General features: G+C 51.5%; 20 protein-coding genes. 9 read left to right on the top strand and 11 right to left on the bottom strand.

The genetic code is table 11. The features are described 5' to 3' along the window. Window positions 1-27 precede the first annotated feature (27 nt). Complete coding sequence (locus NMC31_RS16265) at window positions 28-645, bottom strand: glutathione S-transferase family protein (protein WP_253898490.1); 618 nt, start codon at window positions 643-645, stop codon at window positions 28-30. Window positions 646-711: 66 nt separating this feature from the next. Further along, window positions 712-1,716 carry a LacI family DNA-binding transcriptional regulator gene (locus NMC31_RS16260; protein ID WP_253898489.1) on the bottom strand — a complete coding sequence of 335 codons (1,005 nt, stop codon included), beginning with the start codon at window positions 1,714-1,716 and terminating at the stop codon, window positions 712-714. A gap of 315 nt (window positions 1,717-2,031) precedes the next feature. On the opposite strand from NMC31_RS16260, the gene NMC31_RS16255 reads away from it, so the two are divergent. Both NMC31_RS16255 and NMC31_RS16250 read left to right on the top strand, forming a co-directional pair. Further along, window positions 2,032-3,228: an L-talarate/galactarate dehydratase gene (locus tag NMC31_RS16255; RefSeq protein ID WP_149462559.1), complete on the top strand. Its 1,197-nt coding sequence runs from the start codon at window positions 2,032-2,034 to the stop codon at window positions 3,226-3,228. A 69-nt stretch (window positions 3,229-3,297) separates the two neighbouring features. Beyond that, window positions 3,298-4,608: an MFS transporter gene (locus NMC31_RS16250; RefSeq protein ID WP_149462560.1), complete on the top strand. Its 1,311-nt coding sequence runs from the start codon at window positions 3,298-3,300 to the stop codon at window positions 4,606-4,608. A gap of 210 nt (window positions 4,609-4,818) precedes the next feature. On the opposite strand, the gene NMC31_RS16245 is transcribed toward NMC31_RS16250, so the two are convergent. Both NMC31_RS16245 and NMC31_RS16240 read right to left on the bottom strand, forming a co-directional pair. Further along, window positions 4,819-5,283, bottom strand: a complete 465-nt coding sequence (locus NMC31_RS16245; protein ID WP_253898488.1) for an adhesin — start codon at window positions 5,281-5,283, stop codon at window positions 4,819-4,821. Between the two features lie 503 nt (window positions 5,284-5,786). After that, window positions 5,787-6,185 (bottom strand): (R)-mandelonitrile lyase, encoded by a 399-nt coding sequence (locus NMC31_RS16240; RefSeq protein WP_149462562.1) that lies wholly within the window; start codon window positions 6,183-6,185, stop codon window positions 5,787-5,789. 329 nt (window positions 6,186-6,514) lie between these two features. Between NMC31_RS16240 and ansP the strand changes: the two genes are divergently transcribed. Next, window positions 6,515-7,957 (top strand): L-asparagine permease, encoded by a 1,443-nt coding sequence (gene ansP / locus NMC31_RS16235; RefSeq protein WP_149462563.1) that lies wholly within the window; start codon window positions 6,515-6,517, stop codon window positions 7,955-7,957. A gap of 49 nt (window positions 7,958-8,006) precedes the next feature. Here the strand turns inward: ansP and yncE are convergent, their stop codons facing one another. Beyond that, window positions 8,007-9,068: a 7-bladed beta-propeller protein YncE gene (yncE, locus tag NMC31_RS16230; protein ID WP_253898487.1), complete on the bottom strand. Its 1,062-nt coding sequence runs from the start codon at window positions 9,066-9,068 to the stop codon at window positions 8,007-8,009. Between the two features lie 259 nt (window positions 9,069-9,327). On the opposite strand from yncE, the gene pqqU reads away from it, so the two are divergent. Next, a complete protein-coding gene (gene pqqU, locus NMC31_RS16225; protein WP_253898486.1) occupies window positions 9,328-11,439 on the top strand; it encodes a TonB-dependent receptor PqqU in 2,112 nt (703 codons plus the stop codon). Between the two features lie 106 nt (window positions 11,440-11,545). Here the strand turns inward: pqqU and NMC31_RS16220 are convergent, their stop codons facing one another. The 3 genes from NMC31_RS16220 to NMC31_RS16210 form a co-directional block, all read right to left on the bottom strand. After that, a complete protein-coding gene (locus NMC31_RS16220) occupies window positions 11,546-12,205 on the bottom strand; it encodes a GntR family transcriptional regulator (RefSeq protein WP_149462865.1) in 660 nt (219 codons plus the stop codon). 229 nt (window positions 12,206-12,434) lie between these two features. Beyond that, entirely contained in the window at window positions 12,435-13,472 is a 1,038-nt protein-coding gene (gene curA, locus NMC31_RS16215; RefSeq protein WP_253898485.1) for an NADPH-dependent curcumin/dihydrocurcumin reductase, read from the bottom strand. A gap of 76 nt (window positions 13,473-13,548) precedes the next feature. Continuing rightward, window positions 13,549-14,124: a helix-turn-helix domain-containing protein gene (locus tag NMC31_RS16210; RefSeq protein ID WP_149462567.1), complete on the bottom strand. Its 576-nt coding sequence runs from the start codon at window positions 14,122-14,124 to the stop codon at window positions 13,549-13,551. A gap of 39 nt (window positions 14,125-14,163) precedes the next feature. Here NMC31_RS16210 and NMC31_RS16205 point away from each other — a divergent pair, with 39 nt between their 5' ends. Both NMC31_RS16205 and NMC31_RS16200 read left to right on the top strand, forming a co-directional pair. Then, window positions 14,164-14,682: a GNAT family N-acetyltransferase gene (locus NMC31_RS16205; RefSeq protein ID WP_253898484.1), complete on the top strand. Its 519-nt coding sequence runs from the start codon at window positions 14,164-14,166 to the stop codon at window positions 14,680-14,682. Continuing rightward, window positions 14,679-15,128: a DMT family transporter gene (locus NMC31_RS16200; RefSeq protein ID WP_253898483.1), complete on the top strand. Its 450-nt coding sequence runs from the start codon at window positions 14,679-14,681 to the stop codon at window positions 15,126-15,128. Before NMC31_RS16205 ends, NMC31_RS16200 begins: the two co-directional genes overlap by 4 nt. Window positions 15,129-15,131: 3 nt before the next feature. Here NMC31_RS16200 and NMC31_RS16195 read toward each other — a convergent pair whose 3' ends face one another. From NMC31_RS16195 to NMC31_RS16185, 3 genes are all read right to left on the bottom strand, one after another. Further along, a complete protein-coding gene (locus NMC31_RS16195) occupies window positions 15,132-15,365 on the bottom strand; it encodes a YdcY family protein (protein WP_253898482.1) in 234 nt (77 codons plus the stop codon). 9 nt (window positions 15,366-15,374) lie between these two features. Next, on the bottom strand, window positions 15,375-16,973 hold the full coding sequence (locus NMC31_RS16190; protein WP_253898481.1) for an ABC transporter substrate-binding protein: 1,599 nt from the start codon (window positions 16,971-16,973) through the stop codon (window positions 15,375-15,377). Between the two features lie 167 nt (window positions 16,974-17,140). Continuing rightward, window positions 17,141-19,120 carry an acyltransferase family protein gene (locus tag NMC31_RS16185; RefSeq protein WP_253898480.1) on the bottom strand — a complete coding sequence of 660 codons (1,980 nt, stop codon included), beginning with the start codon at window positions 19,118-19,120 and terminating at the stop codon, window positions 17,141-17,143. 257 nt (window positions 19,121-19,377) lie between these two features. On the opposite strand from NMC31_RS16185, the gene NMC31_RS16180 reads away from it, so the two are divergent. The 3 genes from NMC31_RS16180 to NMC31_RS16170 are packed head-to-tail and all read left to right on the top strand — an operon-like array spanning window position 19,378 to window position 25,672. Further along, on the top strand, window positions 19,378-20,592 hold the full coding sequence (locus tag NMC31_RS16180; RefSeq protein WP_253898479.1) for an SrfA family protein: 1,215 nt from the start codon (window positions 19,378-19,380) through the stop codon (window positions 20,590-20,592). 2 nt (window positions 20,593-20,594) lie between these two features. Beyond that, on the top strand, window positions 20,595-23,564 hold the full coding sequence (locus NMC31_RS16175) for a virulence factor SrfB (RefSeq protein ID WP_253898478.1): 2,970 nt from the start codon (window positions 20,595-20,597) through the stop codon (window positions 23,562-23,564). After that, entirely contained in the window at window positions 23,561-25,672 is a 2,112-nt protein-coding gene (locus tag NMC31_RS16170; protein ID WP_253898477.1) for a virulence factor SrfC family protein, read from the top strand. Before NMC31_RS16175 ends, NMC31_RS16170 begins: the two co-directional genes overlap by 4 nt. The last annotated feature ends 101 nt before the right edge of the window (window positions 25,673-25,773 follow it).

Here is a 25,773-nt window from a genome sequence, read left to right as displayed (position 1 = left end):
CCTTACTCCCGCTTAGGCGTTTATGATTTAGATTAATTTATTATCACGCAGCACCTGCTGGAGATCGCCTCTCTGGTAGACGGCGTCGGCTACCGACATTAACCCTGGCGTGTTGAGTTCAAACCACGGACGTCTCGGCCCCCATGTCACCATCACCGCGATATAGCAATCAAGTAATGTGATTTCACTGCCCAGCGCGTAAGGCTGAGCGCGGAGCTCTGTTTCCAGCCAGCGATAAAGTGACTTGCGGTATTCAATACAGTTTTCTTTAAGCTGCTCAGAGGCATCGGCGGCCCAACGCTCAGGATAATCGGCATACGTAAAGGTGGGATACACATTGGCTACCAGCCAGATAAGCAACCGTTGAAACTGTTGCCTTTCGGCTCGCCCCATCGGCGGCGCAAGATCAGAGCAACGATCGAGAATCATCAGGGCGATGGCCGCCGTTTCGGTCATGATTTCGCCGTTTTCCAGTTCCAGCGTTGGCACCTGACAAAGCGGATTACGCGCCTTGAGTAAGGCCCGATTTGGACCCGGCTGATCGAAACCCTCAACATCAATAAACGTATAGGGAATTTTCGCGAGTGTTAGCATCAGTTCGCTGATGGCGGAACCCCAGCCCGGTACACCGTAGAGCGTTATCATGCTGCCTCCACTTTTGGGGAAAGGGATAAGTGTAGTGCAACAGGTGAAAGTGATGATAAACGATGTCTACGCCGACTCTCGCTCAATGAGTTCAAACCCTAAATCCAGAATCGTTTCATCGCGCGTGACATGCTCGATACGATCGGCCAACAGTATCGCCGCACGTTCACCGATCCCGCGTCGGTCAACGCTTACCGTGGTGATTGCCGGACGATTAAACGCGGCAAAATCAAGATCGCCGAAGCCTATCACTGCGAGATCCTGAGGCACACGTAACCCGCGAGATTCCGCCTCCATAATGGCCCCCTGCGCCAGGGTGTCAGAACTACACACAATAATATCGAATTCGCTTTCGCCCAACAGCTGACTAAGCCCGCTGCGCCCAAGCGCAAGTGAAGCGGGAAGCGGGACATCGATTTGTGGCGGTTCGTCGATGTCATAACGTTTCAAGACATAACACAGACCATGCTTACGTTGAGCGGCGCGGCGATCGGCAGTCCATAACAAACCAGGACGTCGGTAACCTTTTTTTATGAGATATTCCCCCGTCGCCTGACCAACCTTTTCATGGGAAAAACCCACCAGCATATCCAGCGGTGTCGGTGTGAGATCCCAGATCTCTACCACCGGAATTGCGGCATTAAGAATCACCTTTTTAAGTTCCGTGGTGTGATGGATTCCGGTCAGCACCACACCATCCGGACGACGAGAAAGCAGCGTTGCCACCAGTTCAGCTTCCGTTTGCTGCGTATATCCCGCTACGCATAGCAGAATGTGATAGCCACGCTGGGCCAGGGTATCGCTTAAGGATTGAATGGTATCAACAAACATATTGTTATTGATTTGTGGCACCACAACGGCAATGAGTTTGCTACGCCGTGATGCCAGCCCGCCAGCAAGTGCATTCGGGATATACCCGGTAGCACGCACCGCCTGCATCACTTTTTCAACTGTTTTTGGCCTCACCAGTTGCGGCGTATTGAGCGCCCGGCTGACCGTCATTGAAGACAGTCCGGCTGCACGCGCGACGTCTTCGAGCGTTGGCGCACGAGGGGTTTCGGGACGTTTCAATGTGGTTAGTCCTGCCTCAGATATGAAGTTGAACAGGTATTATTCATGATGTTCCCCGCTATTACCAGACGAGCGCCACGCTTACTCAGTAAAAACAATTGCTTAGAGAATGATATCAATCACTTAATGTTAGCGATATCATTATTCATTGTGCAGTTCCCCAAACCCACCTGGAATGTGACATCCATTACACTATATTGCCTTTTTAGTCATGCAATTGTGATCATTTGTTCAGATTTAAATCAATCCTCTGGTCTGTTGAAATAGGCCAGGATACAAATGTTAGCGCAAACATTTGATTATCAGGAGACAGATATGACCTTTAGCGCAAATTCCGATTCGGTGACCTACGCGAAAGCGGCCAACAGTAAAACAGCAGCAGAAACCGGCGACCGTATTGAGTGGGTGAAGCTTTCTCTCGCCTTCTTGCCGCTCGCCACCCCAGTAAGCGACGCAAAGGTACTTACCGGGCGCCAGAAGCCGCTGACCGAGGTGGCAATCATTATCGCCGAAATTCGCAGTCGCGATGGTTTCGAGGGCGTCGGCTTTAGCTACTCCAAACGCGCAGGCGGTCAGGGTATTTACGCGCATGCCAAAGAAATTGCCGACAACCTGTTGGGCGAAGATCCCAATGATATCGATAAGATTTACACCAAACTATTGTGGGCCGGAGCATCCGTTGGCCGAAGTGGCATGGCCGTTCAGGCTATCTCCCCTATCGATATTGCGCTGTGGGATATGAAAGCGAAACGTGCGGGTTTACCACTGGCGAAACTTTTGGGCGCACATCGTGATTCAGTGCAGTGCTACAACACCTCGGGCGGCTTCCTCCATACGCCTCTGGATCAGGTCCTTAAAAACGTGGTCATTTCACGTGAAAACGGCATTGGCGGCATCAAGCTGAAAGTCGGTCAGCCAAACTGCGCGGAGGATATTCGCCGCCTGACCGCCGTGCGTGAAGCGCTGGGCGATGATTTCCCGCTCATGGTCGATGCCAACCAGCAATGGGATCGCGAAACCGCTATTCGCATGGGCCGCAAAATGGAACAATTCAATTTAATCTGGATTGAAGAGCCGCTCGATGCCTATGACGTGGAAGGCCACGCGCAGCTCGCCGCCGCACTGGATACGCCAATCGCCACCGGTGAAATGTTGACCAGTTTCCGCGAGCATGAACAGTTGATTTTGGGCAACGCCAGTGACTTCGTTCAGCCCGATGCGCCGCGCGTTGGAGGGATTTCTCCATTTCTGAAGATTATGGATCTCGCCGCCAAACATGGTCGTAAGCTGGCACCGCATTTCGCGATGGAAGTGCATTTACATCTTTCCGCGGCCTATCCACTGGAGCCATGGCTGGAGCATTTCGAGTGGCTGAATCCACTGTTTAATGAACAACTTGAACTGCGTGATGGTCGGATGTGGATTTCCGATCGCCACGGCCTGGGTTTCAGCCTCAGCGAGCAGGCCCGTCGATGGACGCAGCTCTCCTGCGAATTCGGTAAACGTCCGTAGTCTTCGGGCGGGTTCTCCCGCCCTCTTACCCTATACTATTCTCTCGCAACCCTGAAACAGGAGTGGGTGATGAATACAATAATAAAACGTACCAATGTCCGTTACAGCATTCTGATATTTCTGTTTTTAGCCACTGTATTTAATTACGCCGATCGCGCAACGTTATCCGTTGTTGCGCCGATCATGAGTAAAGAGCTGGGATTCGACCCGGAGGCCATGGGTCTCGCTTTTTCCGTGTTTGGAATTTCCTACGTCATTATGCAATTGCCCGGCGGATGGCTGTTAGATCGCTACGGTTCACGTATGGTGTACGGCTGCGCATTAATCGGCTGGTCTTTGGTGACGATGTTTCAGGGCACCATTTATCTTTATGCCAGTCCACTTATTGTTCTGGTGGTGCTGCGTTTAATGATGGGTGCAATTGAAGCGCCAGCCTTCCCCGCAAACAGTCGGTTAAGCGTGCAGTGGTTCCCAAACAATGAACGCGGGTTCGTCACCTCGGTGTATCAGGCGGCACAGTATATTTCGTTGGGTATTATTACGCCGTTGATGACCATCATTTTGCACAACCTGAGCTGGCATTATGTTTTCTATTACATTGGCGCGATTGGCGTTTTGCTGGGCATATTCTGGTTGGTAAAAGTAAAAGATCCGCTGCAACATCCAAAGGTAAATCAGCAGGAACTCGATTATATTCGCGAAGGCGGCGGTGAGCCGACTCTGGGTAGTAAGAAAGAGCAGCACAAACTGACGCTGTCGCAAATCAAAAGCGTCTGCGTAAACCGTATGATGATTGGTGTTTACATTGGACAGTTCTGCGTAACATCCATTACCTGGTTTTTCCTGACGTGGTTTCCGACCTATTTGTATCAGGCGAAGGGAATGTCGATTCTAAAAGTTGGGTTTGTTGCCAGCATCCCCGCGATCGCAGGGTTCATCGGCGGATTAATGGGAGGCGTTTTCTCAGACTGGCTACTTAAACGCGGTTATAGCCTGACGACTGCGCGGAAATTCCCGGTTATCTGCGGCATGCTGCTTTCGTGCGTCATTATTATCGCCAACTACACGTCTTCCGAATTCGTGGTGATTGCGGCCATGAGCCTGGCCTTCTTCGCCAAAGGATTCGGCAACCTGGGCTGGTGCGTTTTAAGCGATACCTCGCCCAAAGAGGTGTTAGGTATTGCGGGCGGCGTTTTCAATATGTGTGGTAATCTCGCGAGCATTGTGACGCCACTGGTGATTGGCATAATCCTCGCGAACACCCAATCTTTTGATTATGCAATTCTGTATGTTGGCTCAATGGGGCTTATTGGCCTGGCTTCTTATTTGTTTATTGTCGGGCCACTGGATCGTATTACCCTGACGCCGTCTGCGGCGTAACCGAAACTGGCGATTCATCGCCACCGCTGCTCCGGTATGATTGTACTCCGCCGGAGTGGCGGTTTTTTGATGATCAATCCCCTCTCCGCCAAAACTTATAGTGCCTACCAGATATAATCTTACATCTGACAGTGAAATGTTCGCGGAAATCCAATGAGATACATGGGGAGTTGTAAAATAACAAAGCATTCCCTTCATTTGTAAACACACTCACACCCCACAATACCCCTCCATCTCAACCCGCTTCTCAAAATCTTTCATTTTAATCACCATCACAAACTTATAATCACTTCCCTCATCGTCTGCTGTTTCAGGGTGAATTCGTGTTTGTTGCGTATTCAGTGTGATATCGCCGTTGGAATATATCGCCGAGTGTTCACTTGACATGACTTGCTTTAGCCTTGTTTCTACACAGTTTAACTTCATCACGGCGTAGTAGTCACACTCTTTTGCACCCAATGGGCAGTGCGCACCCTCCAGATATTCTACATTCCCGTCATCGGTTTTTCCTGAACGACTCAGCATACACGTCGTATGCGCCAGGTCATTTCCCTCATCCGGGCCCAGGGTGCCAATGGTAATATTTTCGTTTTGTTTGGTCTCAGTACGCGTCGCGCTACAGGGTATTACTACCGTCGTCATCAGCACCGATGCGATCGTCATTTGTTTCAACATCTCTATATCCTTTTTATCTATCCATTAGGTTAATCGCAGCAAAATACTTTCCTGGAAGGAAGGACCTCCCGGCATTCACCCAAGAAAAATAGCATCCGCTGTTAATAATCATCCTTTTTATTGCTACGAATCATACGCACGAAAAATATTTGCGCATCAAATCATGTCCATTGATTGGATATTTGTGTGCTACCGCCCTGTTTATGATTATCTGCGCGCCTGAAGAGTATACTTCTCCCCTCATGCTTTACACCGACAGGCAAAAATTCAGAATTCATTCATTTCAGAGAAGATAGGGAAATAAAAAAGCGAGCCACGCGTAGGATGGCTCGCTTGAGAGTGATACAAATGCAAAATTGCCTGATGCGCTACGTTTATCAGTCCTACAGAATTCCTGCAACTTATTGTATATCATTTATTTTGTAGGCCGAATAAGGCGTTTATGCCGCATCCGGCAAGGACAAAGTGCACTTTGTCAGTAATCTGAACAACTCAGGCTAACATTAACACTCTTTATACTGTTCCTCTGTCACCTGCTCAAGCCAGGTGACCGGGCTACCGTTTTCGGCTTCGGCTATAGCGATATGGGTCATTGCCGTTTCGGCACACGCGCCGTGCCAGTGTTTTACCTCCGGTGGTATCCACGCGATATCCCCCTGATTTAACACTTCCGGGGCTTTCCCCCACTCCTGTAACCAACCGCGCCCCTGCGTCACAATTAACGTCTGGCCCAATGGGTGGGTATGCCAGGCGGTACGAGCGCCGGGTTCAAACGTCACCGTTGCACCACCCACTTTCGCGGGATCTTCAGCCTGAAAAGGCGCATCGATTCTGACCGTACCGGTAAACCAACTGTCCGGGCCTTTCACTGACGGCAGCGACCCACTACGAATAATTTTCATCTGACTCTCCTTACGTTGTGCTTAATACCGTAACGCAAACGGGCGATAAGTATTAGCCAGGTAAATGTGAAAGGAGCCATGAACAGAATTCATAAATCGTGATATTTGCTGAATCGACGTTAGACGCGTTGTTCGCAGGCCTCAGATCCATCATCTATATTTTGCGTCAATTTGGCGTTTTGTGTAGGATGCAGCGCCATGTTTGTCTTATCTCTGCATCAGAAACGTGAGAAAGACAGCATAATTTGCTATCCACGCAATCGTTTGTCATTGCGCGGGGTAACAGGACATCCGTGAAGGATTTAGACAGGTAAGCAGGAATAAAATTAATGAATACAAAGCACAACACGACCGAGGAGCAGCGCGCAGCGAAACGCCGTTGGCTGAACTCCCACGAAGAGGGTTATCACAAAGCGATGGGCAATCGTCAGATCCAGATGATTGCTATCGGCGGTGCGATTGGTACCGGCCTGTTTCTCGGCGCGGGCGCGCGTTTACAGATGGCGGGGCCGTCGCTGGCTATTGTCTATCTGGTGTGTGGGATCTTCTCTTTCTTTATACTGCGCGCATTGGGTGAGCTGGTGTTACACCGCCCTTCCAGCGGCAGTTTCGTTTCTTATGCCCGCGAATTTTTGGGTGAAAAAGCCGCGTACGTCGCAGGCTGGATGTATTTCGTCAACTGGGCGATGACCGGGATCGTCGACATCACCGCCGTCGCGCTCTATATGCACTATTGGGGCGCGTTTGGCGATGTGCCGCAATGGGTGTTTGCGCTGGGCGCGCTGGCGATCGTCGGCACCATGAACATGATCGGCGTGAAATGGTTTGCTGAAATGGAGTTCTGGTTCGCGCTGGTGAAAGTGCTGGCCATTGTCGCCTTCCTGGTTGTCGGCACGATTTTCCTCGGTAGCGGCAAACCGCTTGACGGGAACGCCACCGGTTTCCACCTCATCACCGATAATGGCGGTTTCTTCCCGCATGGCCTGCTGCCTGCGCTGGTGTTGGTTCAGGGCGTCGTTTTTGCGTTTGCGTCGATTGAGCTGGTCGGCACCGCTGCCGGTGAAGCGAAAGATCCTGAGAACACAGTGCCGCGGGCGATCAACAGCGTTATCTGGCGTATCGGCCTGTTCTATGTCGGCTCGGTTGTGCTGCTGGTGCTGCTGCTGCCGTGGAACGCTTATCAGGCAGGCCAGAGCCCGTTTGTCACCTTCTTCTCAAAACTCGGCGTGCCGTATATGGGCGACGTGATGAACGTAGTGGTCCTGACGGCGGCGCTCTCCAGCCTGAATTCCGGCCTCTATTCAACCGGGCGTATTCTACGTTCGATGTCGATGGGCGGTTCCGCACCGAAGTTTATGTCCAAAATGAGCCGCCAGCACGTGCCTTACGCGGGGATACTGGCGACGCTCGGCGTCTATGTCATTGGCGTATTCCTGAACTATCTGGTGCCGTCCCAGGTGTTTGAAATTGTTCTGAATGTGGCATCATTGGGGATTATTGCATCCTGGGCCTTTATCGTGGTCTGCCAGATGCGTCTGCGCAAAGCCATTAAAGAAGGTAAAGCGGCGGATATCAGCTTCAAGCTGCCGGGCGCACCGTTCACCTCCTGGCTGACGCTGCTATTCCTGTTCAGCGTGCTGGTGCTGATGGCGTTTGACTATCCAAACGGTACCTACACCATAGGCTCAATTCCGGTGATTGCCGTGCTGCTGGTTGCGGGTTGGTTTGGCGTACGTAAGCGCGTGCATGAGATTCATCGCTCAGCGCCGTAATTGGTATAAGAGAATAAAAAAAAGCGGCTGATTAGCCGCTTTTTTTATATCACAGCGCGATACGAATCACATCGTCCGGCTGAGTCGCTTCTTTCTCGCGAGTCGATTCCTGCTTCACGCTCACATACAGGGTTTTGCCATCGCCAGAAAGCGCCAGGCTGTTCGGGAAGGTTGGCGTTTTGATGGTTTTGGTCACCTTGTAGGTTTTCGCATCAATCACCGTCACGGTACCCGCTTTACGTTGCGTCACGTAAACTTCATCACGGGCTGGGTTGTAAATTACGCCCAGGGATTCCGGCGTATCGATAGTCGCCAGTACCTTGCCTGATTTCAGATCAACGGCCAACACCTGCGGTGCTTTAGAGTCGGTGATAAACGCACGCTGACCTGCAGTATCCAGGCTAATATTGATATAGAAGTGTTCTTTGCCATCGTCCTGAAGTTTTTTACGCTCCAGCACTTTGTTGCTCGCGGTGTCGATAGTCACCAGTTCACCGTCACCATTGGTCACATACAGACGCTGCTTGTCCGCATCCACAGCCAGGCCGGTGCCCATTTTACCGGTATTTTCGATGGTCGCTTTCAGCGCCAGTTTCTCACCGTCAATCACCCAAACTACGCTCTCTTTACCTAAACCGGTCACGTAAACGGTGTTGGTTTTCTCGTCCACAGCCAGTTCACGCGTTGCCAGCGGGCGCACGGTGTCGCTGCGTTTGCGGTTATCAAGAACCAGACGGCCTTTCACATCGCCCGTTTTGGCGTCAATCGCCGTTACAGTGCTGTTAGTGGTATTGCCAAACCACAGGGTCTGGGTCTGGTTATTAATCGTGGCGCCAAACGGTTTTAAATCGTTATGGATAATCTGGGTAACTTCCAGCGTCACCGGGTCGAGACGGTAAACAATGCCGCCTTTATCGAGTTTACGGCTCTGTGATGTAGCCAGCCAGAGCGCATTTTCCTGCTGGCTGTAGGCCATTTCATAAGCCCCTTTGCCGACCGCTTTGCGCAGCATCTCGTCGGCGGCATGGGCGCTAAAGCTGCCCGCCAGTAACAGAGTGCTCAGTAATAACGAACGACGCAGACGCGGTGCGGACAATTGACGTAATGACATGACGACTCCCTTTGATGGACCAATATGTTACTGCTTCACAAGGCTTCTTAACTTCATCGCGTCATTGCACGACGTTTTATAGATGCGAATAGTAATCATTAATTGACGCAAAGTGGAGCCTTAATTCCCTGTCCCCGGCAAAAAATTTCACCTTTAGACATCATGTTTAACGCAAAGTGCCACTAAAGTTTTCAATATGTTTACATAAGTATTAACATGATTAGGATATGTTCCATTTGGTTCGTCTTTCGGGTTTCTAATGAAAATCATAAATGTACATTCAGCATCGCTTCCGGCGCTTCTCATACCGCTCGTTTTCTCGCCGGCCCTTTTGGCAGCCGATGAGCAAACGATTATTGTCACCGCGGCTCCACAAACCTTGTCAGAACTGGACACTCCAGCCGCAGTGAGCGTGGTCGATGGCGAGGAGATGCGTCATGCCGCCCCGCGCGTTAATCTCTCGGAGTCCCTTGGCGCAGTACCGGGTTTGCAAGTGCAAAATCGCCAGAACTACGCGCAGGATCTTCAGCTGTCGATTCGCGGCTTTGGTGCGCGTTCGACATTTGGCGTGCGCGGGCTGCGTCTCTACGTTGACGGTATTCCTGCCACGATGCCTGATGGTCAGGGACAAACCTCTAATATTGATATCAACAGCGTCGAAAGCATCGATGTCCTGCGAGGGCCCTTCTCGGCGCTGTACGGTAACTCTTCCGGCGGCGTTATCAACGTCGACACGCAAACCGGACAGCAGCCAGGCACTATTGAAGCCAGCAGCTATTACGGCAGTTTTGGTAGCTGGCGATATGGCCTGAAAGCCTCCGGTGCCGTGGGTGACGGCACGCAGGCAGGCGACGTCGATTACACCGTCTCCACCAGCCGTTTTTCGACGCATGGTTACCGCGATCGCAGCGGCGCACAGAAAAATCTCGCCAACGCCAAACTGGGTGTACGCATCGATGACGCCAGCAAACTGACATTACTGTTTAACAGCGTCGATATTAAAGCCGATGATGCAGGCGGTCTCACCGAAAGCGAATGGCGCGATAACCCGCAACAGTCACCTCGCGCCGAGCAGTACCACACCCGTAAAACCATCAAGCAAACTCAGGCGGGCCTACGCTACGATCGTCAGCTAACGGAAAACGATGATCTGAGCATGATGCTTTATGCCGGCGAGCGCGAAACCACACAGTATCAGTCGATCCCACGCGCACCGCAGCTTAATCCAACTCACGCCGGTGGCGTAATTGAATTAACCCGCCATTATCAGGGGATCGATACTCGCTGGACGCATCGGGGTGAGTTGCTGGTGCCAGTGACGTTCACCACCGGGCTCGATTACGAAAACATGAGCGAACAGCGTAAAGGTTATGAAAACTTTGTGATGAATGGCAGCACGCCGGAGTACGGTCAGAAAGGCGATTTACGCCGCAACGAACGTAACCTGATGTGGAACCTTGACCCCTATCTGCAAACCCAGTGGCAATTGACGGATAAACTGAGTCTGGATGCCGGGGTACGCTACAGCTCCGTATGGTTTGATTCTAACGATCACTACGTTACCCCACGTAATGGCAACGACAGCGGCGATGCGAATTATCACAAATGGTTGCCAGCCGGTTCTCTGAAGTACGCCATTACCGACGCGTGGAACGTCTATCTTTCTGCCGGGCGCGGTTTCGAAACGCCAACCATCAACGAGCTATCTTATCGCTCAGACGGGAAAAGCGGCTTGAATTTCGATCTTAAACCCTCGACCAATGACACCGTTGAAATTGGCAGTAAAACCCGCATTGGCAACGGGTTGTTCTCGGTTGCCCTCTTCCAGACCAACACCGATAACGAGATTGTCACCGATGCCAGCAGTGGCGGGCGCACCAGCTATAAAAATGCCGGTAAAACACGCCGTCAGGGTGCAGAATTGTCGCTTGATCAACGCTTTGCCGATAACTGGCGCGCGAAAGCTGCGTGGACGTATCTGGATGCAACCTATCGCACCAACGTCTGCGACGATACTAACTGTAACGGAAACCGTATGCCGGGCATCGCGCGTAATATGGGCTTTGCCTCACTGGGATATGAACCTGAAAGCGGCTGGTATGCCGGGGGCGATATACGTTATCTGAGCGATATCATGGCGAATGATGAAAATACCGCCAAAGCGCCATCGTGGACGGTTGTCGGTTTGAACACCGGCTATAAATTCAACATAGGCAAGGTGAACATGGACGTCTTTGGTCGCGTGGACAACCTGTTTGACCGCGAATATGTTGGTTCTGTTATCGTTAACGAATCAAATGGCCGCTATTATGAGCCCGCACCGGGGCGTAACTATGGTGTGGGCTTGAACGTGGGCTGGACCTTCGAGTAAAAACAACACTCCCCTCGTCCCGTTGGGATGAGGGTTCTTTAGAACGATTTTTAATATCCGCTAAAATGAATAATTAATATTAATCAACACTAATTAATACCTGAAATTAATTAATGTATTGCTGCTGCAATAGCACCCCGCTTTCGTCAATAATCTCACACATGGCCTCGTAACTTTCAGCCTGTGCGCCTTTCGCTAACGCCAATAGTAATGAGCGATAAAACTCACGTTGATAGAATTGCTCATCCGCATGCGGGTATAAATAATTGAAACTGGGCCCCACACGCACCCACAACTGCTCAATTAGGGCAGTGAGTGTTGGCATCTCAGCAAACTCATAAAGACAAAAACGAAACTGATAATTTGCCTGTAACGTTTTAGCAATATCGCCGCTGCTTTTAATTGAGTGAAACGCTTCGACTAATTGCTGCAATTGGCTTACTCTTTCTGCGGTCATCTTTTGAGATGCCGCCGCTGCCGCCATACCTTCCAGCTTTTTACGGATTATCTGAATTTCATTATAACGCTGTAGATTAAGTTCAGGGACTAAAAAAGCCTGCGCAGGTGCCGCGTACAGCGCACCAGACGAGACCAGTCGCAACAAGGCTTCTCGCACAGGCGTAATACTAATCCCCTGACTTTCGGCAATATCTTTCGTCACCAGACGCGCGCCAGGTTTTAGCGCACCGATAATTAATGCATTTTTTAAATTTTGTTCTACCTGTTGAGTCAAACTCAATCTTTGCGCTTTGGCAAAATCAAACATAATAATGGTCGCTCTCATCGTCATGACCCAGCACAAGGCCATATCTCAAATACGGTTATTGACTACCTGATGGTGTTGCATTTCCTGATGATGGCGAGAAGAACAATTACGTAAAAATCATACTTTTTGGTGAGCGTTTTATATCAACGCTTCTGTTACTCTATATTAAAGCGGTTTATGATATTTTTGCACGAAAAAAAACGGCGTATTGACTACGCCGTTACACACTTTACTTATCGTCGTCGAGACTAATAACGACTTTGCCGAAATTTTCCCCTTTTAACAACCCGATTAACGCCGCAGGTGCATTCTCCAGGCCATCAATAATTTGTTCACGGTATTTTATTTTTCCTTCCTGTACCCAGCGGCCCATCTCCTCCTGAAACTCACCAATCCGATGACCATAGTCCTGGCCAATAATAAAGCCCTGCATGCGGATCCGTTTTTTCAACAAGGTGCCCATCAGCAGCGGCAATCTGTCCGGGCCGGCTGGAAGATCGGTGGCGTTATAGCCACTCACAAGACCGCAAATTGGTACACGTGCCGAGGTATTCAGCAGCGGCAATACGGCATCAAAGACCTTTCCGCCGACGTTTTCGTAGTATACGTCAATCCCTGCCGGACACGCATTGGCGAGCTGTTCAGTAAAATCCTCCGCCCGGTGATCGATACAGAGATCAAATCCTAATACCTCTACCGCATGACGGCATTTCTCAGGCCCACCCGCCACACCCACCACGCGGCAGCCTTTGAGCTTACCGATTTGCCCCACCGTTGCCCCAACCGGGCCCGTGGCGGCAGCCACCACCAACGTTTCACCCGCCTTAGGCTTACCAATATCGAGCAGCCCCATATAAGCGGTAAAGCCCGGCATGCCGAGAATACCGAGCGACCAGGAAGGATGTTCCGGCGCCTCGCCAAGTTTCACTAACCCGTCACCGTTGGAAACGTCATAAACCTGCCAACCGCTGTAACCCAGCACCCATTCCCCTGTTTTAAAGTTCGGATGACGCGACTGCTCAACACGGCTGACGGTGCCGCCCACCATCACCGCCCCCAGTTCGACCGGCGGTGAGTAAGACGGCGCATCACTCATTCGGCCACGCATGTAGGGATCAAGTGAAAGATAGATTGTGCGTAGCAGCACTTCGCCCTCTGCAACGTCAGGAACACTTCCCTCTTCGAAGCGGAAATTATCAGCCACCGGCTCACCGTGCGGACGTGATGCCAGAACCCAGCGACGCTGACGTAATGTGTCTTTGGTCATAACCTGTGCCTTTGTTTGAAAACCTGTTAAGAGCGTAGCGTTGATTCACACTATACGTTTAACAATATGCGGCGCATCAGGCTGGAGGCGTGTTAAGCCTGACCACCAAATAGGTACAGGCTTCTTTCGTCTCATTAATAAACCGGCAGTCGTTTGGCGGGCCCAGTTCAAGGCAATCACCCGCCTTCATCTCATGGCGCGTATCGCCCTCGACAAAAACCAGCTCGCCTTTGGTCAGCCAAATCAATTGCCGCGCCAGGGCATAAGCCGAGGCGGGCATTGGGATATCACTCCCAGCAGGTAGCTCAATTTGAACGAGGTCAATCGGCATATCGCTTCGTGGTGAAACATGCCGACGTAAATAATCCGTTTGCGGATCGTGCCAGACGGGCTGATCGGCAAAGCGCAGCAGTTTTCCCTCCTGCATTTCGGCTCGCGCGATCAGCGTCGACATGCTAATACCGAAAGCACCAGACAAACGTGCCAACAGCGTCGCCGTCGGGCTGCTCTCGCCGCGTTCGATTTTATGGATCATGCCGCGAGAGACGCCCGCACGCTCGGTGAGGTCGCTTAATGACCATCCGCGTGATTCACGTTCGATACGAATTCTTGCACCGATCCGTTGATTTAAATTGTCTTCAATAGTATTCATATCGTAATACTATAGTGAACATCCTCTGAGGTTCAAGTTATGAGCATTCGTTTTGCGACGAAAGAAGATTGCGCGGCGATCGCCGAAATCTATAACCACGCCGTCGTGCATACTGCGGCTATCTGGAACGACAAAACCGTGGATACCGACAACCGTATCGCCTGGTTTGAAGCCCGTCAATTCGCCCATTTTCCGGTGCTGGTGAGCGAAGAAAACGGCGTGGTGACCGGCTATGCTTCCTATGGCGACTGGCGGGCTTTCGATGGCTTCCGCCATACGGTGGAGCATTCTGTGTACGTTCATCCGGATCACCAGGGAAAAGGTCTTGGCCGCGCGCTGCTGACAGCGTTGATTGAAGAAGCGCGTTGTCGCGGTAAGCACGTGATGGTGGCGGGTATTGAGGCGCAAAACTCGGCGTCTTTACATCTGCATGAAACCTTAGGTTTTATCACCACGGGGCAGATGCCCCAGGTCGGCACCAAATTTGGCCGCTGGTTGGATCTCACCTTCATGCAGCTACAGCTCGATACCCGCACCGATCCGGATGGAAAAGCATGAACAATACCCTCACCCTGGCGTTTCTGGTTGCCGCAGGCATTGGCCTGGTGATTCAAAATACGCTCATGGTGCGCATTACTCAAAGCGCCTCGACGATTCTGATCGCCATGCTGCTGAATTCACTGGTCGGCATCGTGCTGTTTGTCAGTATTCTGTTGGTGAAGTACGGGCTGGCGGGCGCAAGTGAGCTGGTATCTGCGGTAAAATGGTGGACATTGATTCCGGGCCTGCTGGGGTCGTTTTTTGTTTTTGCCAGTATCAGCGGCTATCAATACGTGGGCGCGGCGACAACTATTGCGGTGCTGGTCGCCAGCCAGTTAATTGGCGGGCTGGTGATGGATATTGTGAAAAGTGAAGGGATTGCATGGCGAGCGCTTGTCGGCCCGGTCTGCGGCGCGATAATGCTGGTGATCGGCGCCTGGCTGGTAGCCAGACGCCAGTTTTGAGCCTTACAGAATGGTGCCGCTACGGGTAAGTTGGTCGCGACGCGCCTCCTCATCCTCTTTATGCTGACGACCATGATGCGCAATCGCTGTACGCAAGCGCTGTTGCTGCGTATAGCGATCGTCCCGGCTAAGCTCGGCGTCATCGCTGAGCACCACCAGCAGTTCATTCATATGAGCGATCACACTCTCATCGATCGCGGCGTCAACCCGCGCAATGACGTCATCCAGATGTGACATACACACTCCTTAATTGATTTTCGTTTTCGAAAAATCACTGCCCATCAGACTGACGCTGTACCCCTTCACATTACTGCGCGTAGCGTAAAACGTTTTGCCGTTCGCCAGCGCGATCCACGGTGCTTGCTGGAAGTAAATCGCCTGCGCCTTACCATAAAGCGCAGCGCGTTTCGCAGGATCGCTGGCAAGCAGTGCTTTTTTCACGACCCCATCATACTCTTTATTACACCAGCGCGCGGCATTGGAGCCGGATTTAATACTGCCGCAGCCCAGCAACGTGCCGGCGAAGTTGTCCGGATCGCCGTTGTCCGACATCCAACCAAACAGCGCGGTATCATGCTCGCCTTTGCGCATCCCTGAAAGATATTCGCCCCACTCATACGACACAATGTTGGCTTTTACGCCCACTTTCGCCCAATCGCTTTGGATCATCTCCGCAATACGCCGCGAATTTGGGTTATACGGCCGCTGTACCGGCATCGACCATAACGTCGCTTCAAAGCCTTTCTCCAGGCCTGCCTGTTTCAGTAGCGCTTTCGCTTTTTCCGGGTCGTATGTGTAGTCCTTCAAATTTTTATCAAAGCCCAACATATTCGGCGGAATCGGCGACTTCGCCACTGTACCGGAATCCAAAAATACGGCCTTGATAATAGCCTGCTTGTCGGTAGCGTAGTTCAACGCCTGACGCACCAGCACATTATCAAACGGTTTCTTTTCAGTGTTAAATGCCAGATACCCCACGTTCAGCGCATCGACTTTATGCAGGGTCAGATCTTTATTCTTGGTAATTTCGGCAAACTGGACAGGCGACGGTGCCGGGATAATCTGGCACTCGTTGGTTTGCAGTTTTGCCAGACGGGTCTGAACATTTGGCGTGATAGAAAAAATAAGGTGTTTGGTCGGCACTTCGCCATCCCAATAGTTTGGGTTGGCAATGTAGCGAATGAGCGAATCCACCTTGTACTGCTGCAACGCATATGGCCCGGTGCCAATCGGCCAGTTATCAACGTTTTCCGGAGTACCCTTCTTCAGCATTGCATCAGCATATTCAGCGGACAGTATCGATGCGAAATCCATTCCCCAGTCAGCCAGAAACGCGGCGTTCGGTTCATTCAGGACAAACTGAACGTGATAATCATCGACCTTTTTCACCTCTTTAATAAGCGAATCCAGGCCTACATCATGGAAATATTCGTAGCTGCCCTGCGAAACATTATGGTACGGATGACTGGCGTCTTTCTGGCGCAGGACAGAGAACACCACATCATCAGCGTTAAAGTCGCGGGTAGGTTTGAAGAATTTATTACTGTTGAATTTCACTCCCTGACGCAGGGTAAAGGTATAGGTCAGCCCGTCAGGTGAAATTTTCCACTCGGTTGCCAGCGACGGTATCGGCATATTTTTCACCGGATCAAAATTGATCAAGCGGTTATACAACACCTGCGAACTGGCAACGAATGACGGGCCAGAACTGGCAATTTGCGGGTTAAAAGATTCCGGTGACGCTTCAGAACAGTAAATCAGCGTGTCGTTATTCGCGGACCACGCCGCACCTGCCGGTAATAATGCGCTCAACGCCAGCGCGAGAAGCGTTTTCCCTGTAGACATGGTTATAAGCCTTACGATTTTATTATATGGGGTTTAATAACAGCACAGGGGGCGCGAACTGGCAAATAACAAGAAACCATAAGGCATAAACTTTCAAACTATCAATGCGTTAATGTACCAATGAGGCAATGCGCGGCAGATTTTACCCTATACCGCGCATTCGCATTTTAATATTTATTTTTCAATGGATTACCCATCTTCTTGAGATACCGTTCAGCAAAAATACCGGTCGCATAATCGTTAAGATGTCCGACATCACGGTACAAAGGAATACCGTCGATTTCGGTCTCACAACGCTGACCGTCACACTGTACCTTTTTCGGATCAATGATGATGAGTTGTGGAAACGCCTGCTGCAATGAGTCAAACATTTTAGTTGTCCACCACTGAGCATCATTTACCTGTGCATGCGGATTGCACTCATTCGCTGAATAAGGTCGGCGTGTTTTAAAGTGCTCATAGAAACAGGTCAAAAAGCCTGCCGGCATTGGCGCCATAGATTTAACTATGACAGGTGTAGCGCCAGAGGCAATGATTCGCTTAATCCCCTCCCGTGCTGCCTTGTTGATGCGTTCAATCGATAAATCACGTGACTTTTTATCATCCGGATGTTCGTAAATATTAAAACTGGCATAGTTTTCCCATACTTCGGAAATGACGACAAACTTGTATTTCTTTGAATCAATCGCCTTATAGTATTCGTTAACATTATCGTGGCATTGCTGGTAGGCCATACCCGGATAATTCCAAAAGTCATATTGATAAATGCCGGGGAGTGCGAGACACAAGGAGGTCGATTTAATATCAACTGCAAGATTGGCATCTTTCGCCAGGCGATCGAAGAAATTCCAGTATTGATTGGAATGAGAGTCCCCCATCAATAAAACACTATTCGTTGATGTTTTATCGCCAACAACACATTTTGCATCCGTACCCTCCACGTTTACATTCATGCAATCTTCTCGTTGTTTTAAACGTGATTCTGCGAGAGTCTTATTGACTCTTGTCATTTCGGAACCAAATCGTAAACCACTGAACTGGTCGTTATGTTTTCCAATGGTATAAATACTATAAACAAGCAAATAAGGAACAATAACCAGCAATAAAAGCGATTTTAATAACGGGGTCTTACTCCTACGATACGGCATCTCGATATAAAAATAAGTGAGAGATGCCAGCGTAAAGGCTAACGCCACTGCCAATGCTCGGGCAGGCATACTCTCATAACCGACATAATGCAGGGCAGCCAGTAACGGCCAATGAAAGAGATACAGGGAGTAAGATATTTCGCCAGTGTAAACCAGCGGCTTAGACGAGATTAGTTTTGTGTAGAGTGTATCTTTTTCTTTTGCACCCCAGGCAAGTAACACGGCGGAACTGATGGCAACAGCCCATGTCCAATAATTAGGATATGCCTTGAGGATATCATTTTGGGTAGCAACAAAAATAATAATTATCAGTGCTACTACTGTAACAATTTTCTGCCACTGAGCCTTGAGGATGTTTTTCTTGTTAGACATCTCAAAGGCCAATACTCCCAGCATAAACTCAAACACCCGAGAAAGAAAGGCATAGTATGTTTGAACCGGATGCTTTATTCCGAAAAACAGTGAATAAGCAATGGCGACCAGGGTAAATAAGCTGACAACTAAAAACAGCTTCTGCTTATTTAAAAACCTTGCGCCAACAGTATAGATTACAGGAAAAAACAGATACCATTGCCATTCAATTGATAATGACCACATGTGCAGCAACAACATTTTATCTGCATCTGGCGCTGCGTACCCTGTGGTTTCATGAGCAAAATATTGATTTGCTGTGGCCTGAATAACTTTACGTCCACTTTTCAGGAAGTCGGCATAATCGTCAGGCAAATAAAAAATTGATGCCACCAGGAGTGACAACAATAGCATTGTGAGCATTGCTGGCTGCAAACGCCAGAGACGTCGGGCATAAAACTGGCTAAATGAGAACGTGTTATTAACAATGGCTGTCTGTATAACGCCTGATATTAAAAAACCGGATATCACAAAGAAAACATCAACGCCCACAAACCCTGACGGGAAAAGCGTAACCCCCGCATGAAAAAGAATGACTAATAAAACAGCAATCCCTCTCAACCCAACAATATCTGCTCGATAGTTCATAATCTGCCTGAAAAATGAATTTGCAGGCTAGATCATAACATACTACAAATACTTTTTGAGTTGTTATCACCCCGAGAAATAGCTCGGCGTGGCGTTACCCGCACTGGCTAATTTCCCACCGACTTCGCAGCGGATTTTACTTAGGATGCCGAGGTTCAATACGCTGAGAATTGCCCCTTTTAGCCCTCTCATTCAGCGTTTGTTGTCATATCCCATTGCGTAAAGTAATGCCGTGAAGAAGTCTAAAGGGCAATAATGTGGCAAAAATTCTCTTACGCAGCGGAAATCTTGATGATTTTCAGGCGGTGGGCGGCGGCGGGCAGGCCGTGTTTGATTCGGCAAATCAGGTGCGCGAAACCCTTCGCCTGCGTAAACAATTCGCCGTATGTGACAGCCTGGCGATTCCGCAGTTAAATGATGAAGGCGATCGCGTTGACTGGTATTCGCCTGTTGAAGGCAGCGTAGTCAGCTGGAACGCCGCCAGCGCGGCTCAGCGCGACGCTGCCCTGCGCTATCTTGACGCTCTCCAGCAAACGGTGTGGACACTCTCCGGCAACTGTCAGCAATCAGGTAAACCTGCGCAACAGCTCTTCGGCGCGTTGCTGGAAAACACATTGCAGTTCCCGGGCGAGAACCATCTTTTTCTGGTCAATGACAAACCCGTTATTTGCTTCTGGGGATTTGTTAATCTCAACGAAAGCCCACGTAGTGATGCTTTTGCTTGCCTGCGTATCGCTGAGGCAGCGCCGCTCATTGAACATCTTCCTGTCGATGACTCCCCCACTGAACCGATAGTAGCCTTCGCTCAGGCGGATATTCCGCTGCTTTACGAACAGGAATCGGCTCCCAGCGTCGCCCCTATCATTCACCGAGCCGCCACTGCGCAAGGACGCTGGCGTTGGGTATTACCCTTCGCGGCTGCGATCATGATTGCGATAGCTGCAACGCTGTTCTGGCCATCAGCGCCAACGCCCGCCGTGGCGCAACCCACGGCGGTTATCTCCCCGACATGGCCGACACTTACCCGCAAACTGCCCCTACAGCTTGCCAGCCATACGGAACAACCAGCCCCGGTTAAAGACATTGTACTGGCTCCCATTGCTAAAGATGCGCTGGTGATGGAACCCAACCAGCTGCGCGCCGGAACGACACGTTTCCTGAATGGCAACTGGCGGCTGTTGCTTGAAATGAAAAATGCCCCATCGTTGCGCTATCAGATTGAAAACAACAAAGGCACGGCGCGTCTGGTACACGGCGACAACATTATCTGCCGGGTGCCACTGTTTTCCGGGCTGCATCAGAACGGTGAACTGCTGATTAAAAGCCGGGGTACGGCGCGTTGTAGCGATGGTTCTCGCTTCCCAATGCCAGAAATTAGCTGTAAAGCGAACAGCTTTGATGTTGCCACCTGTACCGCGCGCTATAGCGCAGAAAAGATTGTGCCTGTCACCTTTAAGAAGATCGGAGCCTGACGATGCTTGTCACTCTTTGCGATTATAAACAAAGCGTTACGCTTATTGCCGACAGCGGCGTGCAGTTTCTTGATTTTGGTTTAACGCCGCAAAGCTCACCGGCCGTTGGCCGCTTTGTGCGTAAAACCGCCAATGGCCCCCTGCTGCGATTGAGCTGGGATGCCGCGCATCTGCGCTATACGCTGGCGGTCGAGGGTACGAATCAACCAGAGGTAGTCAAACCGGAGAGCACGCTGGATTTGCATCACTCGCTCAGCTTGCTGGACGGCGTATGGCTTCCCCTGCCTTTTTTCCGCTTCAACCCGCCGCGCACCTTCGTTGAGGGGCCTGATAACTGGGCGCGCGTTCAAATTCGTAAGCTTGAAACGCCCGACAGCGCTGGTAATAGCCATCGCGTGACGATAGCGTTTGATAGCCAGACCCGAAGTAACGACTCTGCAACACTTGCGCCAGTCGAAAATGACGTTCTGAACGGCACACGCTTTGCGCTGGCCTGGCATGATGATGAACTGACCGATTTTCTCGATCAGACATGGATAGATGGCTGGCTGCGCGAGGCCTTTATCCAGTCGCTCTATCAACATGAAGCGCGCAACGAACAGGATCTGGCCCACGCGATGCGGATGTTTGAATATCAGGGTCACTGGTTAAACATTGTCGCGATGCTCGGCGAACAGCTAGTCATTCCGGAAGTAAAGTTAGTCACTACTACGCTCAGTACCCCCGCTATCCCTGTTGATCTGATTCTGGATGTCGGCAACACGCACACCTGCGGCGTCTTGATTGAAGATCATGGTGACGCCAATGATGGACTGCGGCAGACAGCTGAAGTCCTGGTTCGCTCGCTGAGCCAGCCGCAATTTTTGAATGCGCCGATGTTTACCAGCCGGGTGGAGTTTGCACAGACGCGGTTTGGCAAGCAGCATTTTTCCGTTGAAAGCGGGCGAGAAAATGCGTTTATCTGGCCATCACTGGTCCGCGTTGGCGACGAAGCTCGCAGGCTGGCCATGCAGCGTACCGGTACGGAAGGCTATAGCGGCCTGTCCAGCCCACGACGCTATCTGTGGGATGAAACACCGACCGTACAAAGCTGGCGCTTCAGCCAGTTAAACGGTAAATCACAACGTGAACCGCTGGCGACAGCCTCACCATTGATGAATCTGATGAATGACGACGGCGAACCGCTGTTTAATCTTCCTCTGGATGAGCGGATGCCGGTGTTTACGCCGCATTACAGCCGCAGTACGCTGATGACACATATGCTCTGTGAATTACTGGCGCAGTCCCTGGGTCAGATCAACAGTGTCGCCACCCGACTACGCCTCGGTTTTCCGGCATCGCCACGCCAGTTGCGCACGCTGATCCTCACGCTCCCCTCGGCGATGCCAAAACAGGAGCGTGAAATCTTCCGCCGCCGGATGTCAGACGCGCTGGCGCTGGTGTGGAAAGCGTTAGGCTGGCATCCGCAAAGCGATGAGTTTGATGCTCGCCTGTGCCGGATTCCGCTGCCACAGATTCAAATGGCGTGGGACGAAGCCAGCTGTGGTCAGTTGGTTTGGCTGTACAACGAAGCGATTGCCCATTATTGCGGTCAAACGGAGGCGCTGTTTGCGGCGCTCGCTCGCCCGGATCGTACTGAAGATCCCGATATTGCCCGTGAGCGTACGCTACGCGTTGCTTCTATCGATTTGGGTGGTGGAACCACCGACATGGCCATTACTCAGTACCAACTGGATGATGGTTCGGGCTGCAACGTCAAAATTACGCCCCAGTTGCTGTTTCGCGAAGGCTTCAAAGTGGCTGGAGACGATGTCCTGCTGGATATCATTCAGCGCTGCATTCTTCCGGCACTGCAAACACATCTGCAACGAGCCGGGGTGAACGACGCCCCTGCATTGATGGCGACACTGTTTGGTGATTCAGGGCGACTGGATGCGCTCGCTGTCCTGCGCCAGCAGACCACACTGCAGCTGTTTATCCCCATTGGGCATGCCATTCTCGCCGCCTGGGAGCAGAGCGATACTGCCGATCCATTAGCCGGGCTGCACGCGACGTTCGGTGAACTGCTTGAGCAACCGCTTACCCGCAGTGTATTGAATTACATTAATCAGGCGGTAGAGCATGCATTACCTGCTGAAAGCAACACCTTTGATCTGATGTCAGTTCCTCTGGCGGTGACATTCCGCAACCTACAGGACGCGATGCTGGCGGGTGAATTTACCCTCGCCGCGCCGCTGCACGCCTTGTGTGAAGCCATTACCCATTATACCTGCGATGTGCTGCTGATTACCGGTCGTCCGGGTTGTTTGCCCGGTGTGCAGGCGCTGATTCGCTATTTGCAACCCGTACCGGTTAGCCGCATGGTCTGGCTCGACCGCTATCCGGTACAGGAGTGGTATCCCTTTAGCCAGCAAGGGCGCATTGGCAATCCAAAATCTACCGCTGCGGTAGGCGCAATGCTATGCAGCCTGGCACTCGATTTACGTCTGCCGCACTTTAACTTCAAGGCTGCGGATATCGGGGCCTATTCCACCGTCCGCTATCTTGGCGTACTGGATAAAACCGTGAATACCCTGAGCGATGAAAACATCTGGTATCGGGATCTTGATCTCGACAAACCTGGCGCGACGCTGGATGCACGTCTCAATTTCCCGCTACGCGGCAGTGTCACACTGGGATTCCGCCAACTGGCCAATGCGCGCTGGCCTGCCACGCCGCTGTATACCCTGAGCATCAACTCACCTGAACTTGCGAAAGTCATCGCCGGGGACGGCGTGTTGCAGGTACGGTTGGCCCTTCAGGGAGGCACCAACACGGAAGGCGCTCTCTCATTTAGCCTGAGCGATGCGTGGCTTGCCGACGGCACGCCGGTATCGCCCCAGGCCCTGACGTTGAAACTGAATACCCTGGCCGACCGCCGACATCGCGGAAGCCATTACTGGATTGATAGTGGGAGCGTTTATTTAGCATGAATACAGAACAGGCGGTAATGGCATGGCTTTCCACTGCGCGTAAAAAAGCACCAGGGCTGGACATGGATGCGGATGCGCTGCTGTTTCATCTGCTGGGTCTGAGCGCACAAAAGCAAGCACTGGAGGCATCACGGCAGCAACGCGGCACACTGGCATTATTCGGCCATTCACGGGCATCCAAAGACTGGCTGTTGAACGCGCTGTGTGGCGAGAGTGATGCTCGCCTGCCAATTGCGATTGGCGAAAAGCGTCTCGATTATTTCAACCACATTAATCCGGGCCATCAACCTTGCCAGTTGGCACTGCGCTTTACGCGTGATACCCCCTCTCCCCACGATGAATTTCCGCTGCGTTTACGCGTACTGCGGGAGGCGCAGCTGGCGCAGGTCTTTATTACCCACGCTGAAAACTGCGCCTTTCGGGCAGAGACGTTTCGTGAACGTCTGACCTTACTGCAAAACCTGCGTCAGCCTCAGACAACGCCGACGGTTACCGCTGAAGAGGTCGCAACCGTGGTGCGTTACTGGCAATCGCGGGTACCCGCCAGAGTGCAGGAGGTCAGCGATCACGAATGGTATACGTTTGTCGAACTATTGCCATCACTGGACCTCAACGCCAGAACCCATGCGTGGTCTCTTCTGTGGGGCGACCACCAGGATCTCACGCAGCAGTGGCAAATGCTGTCGCATGCCTTGCGTATATTGGGAAATGCGACCGATATCTATGCCCCACTGAGTCTGTTGGTTGATGCGTTCTTGCTGCCGACAGCAGAATTTTTAGCCGCCGGATGCGAGGACGATTCGTCTGTTCTGGTGCAACTGCCTGGCCAACAAACTGTCAATATTTCTCGTTCCACGCTGGCGATCCTGACCAACGAACTGGTTTTATGCAGCCCCTGCAAGGTGCTGGACGATGTCGATATCCTCGATATTCCTGCGTCGCCGTTCGACGAGTCAGGTACATTGTGGGCGAGCAAGTGTCATTGGTTATTGGAAGCATATCGCCAACAGCGTCAGCCTGATGTGTTGGTTGTGTGTAATGCCACTCCTCAGCGAAGCGCCATCCCACGTATCGCCAACGCCCTGATCCAATGGGTTGAGGCTACCCAGCCACAGCAGGATGGTGGCTTGCCGGGGCTGGTATGGGCAATTACCCCGCAAGACGATCGCGCCGCACATACCGTGCAGCATGATGAAGCTGTCCAGCATTTAGTCGGTAAACCTGGCCAGCGCTGGGGTGCGCTACACGCCTTTGACAGCAATAGTCTGGCGCGCCTGATCGAATGGCTTTCACGCGCCACGTTACGTTCAACGCGAAATCGCCGCTTTGATACGTTAATGTCACAACACCAGCAAGCCATCCAGATGCTTCTCAGCCCAATATTTAATGGGAAGAAATATCATTCTGTGCAATGCGAATCGATGATCCGCGCTCTTCAGGGCCAGGCGGCGCATCACGGCGAGTTGCTTGCAGGCTTGCTCCCTTCTCTCGAACGTTTTAATGCCATCACTCAAGTACAGCATTCACGTGAAGCCCGCGTAACAACTCAGATCCACGCCGAGGTCGATCTGTTTGCCGAACCCAAATCACTGGCATTGCCACAAAAGCAAACCCACGACGCTGGCACGCTGGCTTTCCGATTATGGTGCCAACATGTTCGCCACTGGGGCCGCCAGCAGGCCAGCGCTACACAACTGGAAATATCTCCGGCTACGTTGCAGCAACTTTGCGATACGCTGATTGCCATCAGTTCCCAACTTAACCTGGCAGAGCAATTGCGCCACGCGGCCACACAGCATCAGGCGAACCCTGCGCAGCTTCGCGCCATGATAGGTAATTTCATATCCTGGCTCGGTTATGCCGGGAACAATACTGCCGAAAGACCCGCCAGCCGTGCGGCTGTTGGGCTCGCTATATTTGCCAACCCGCCAGCCCGAACATCGCATCGCCTGACGCAGCTTACTGAGCAGCCTGTACACGCCGCCAGCCGCTACGTGTATGACTGGCTGGTGGCGCTTTACACCCGCGCAGGGGAATGTCAGGACGATATTTTTGAGCTCTCAACACCCGACCGCCTGGCGCTTCAGCACATTCTTAAGGTGGTGTGAGCCATGTAGTAAGACAGAAAAAAAGTGTGCGAAATCCGTATGCTACATGGGCAGCCTCACAGCCGGACTCTACACTCAACGCGTCTTCCGTGCATATGAGG

The organism is Pseudocitrobacter vendiensis, from assembly GCF_943590815.1.
Classification (GTDB): Bacteria; Pseudomonadota; Gammaproteobacteria; order Enterobacterales; family Enterobacteriaceae; genus Pseudocitrobacter; species Pseudocitrobacter vendiensis.
Note: the sequence above shows the minus strand (reverse complement) of the source record. Positions and strands in the feature narration are given on the sequence as shown.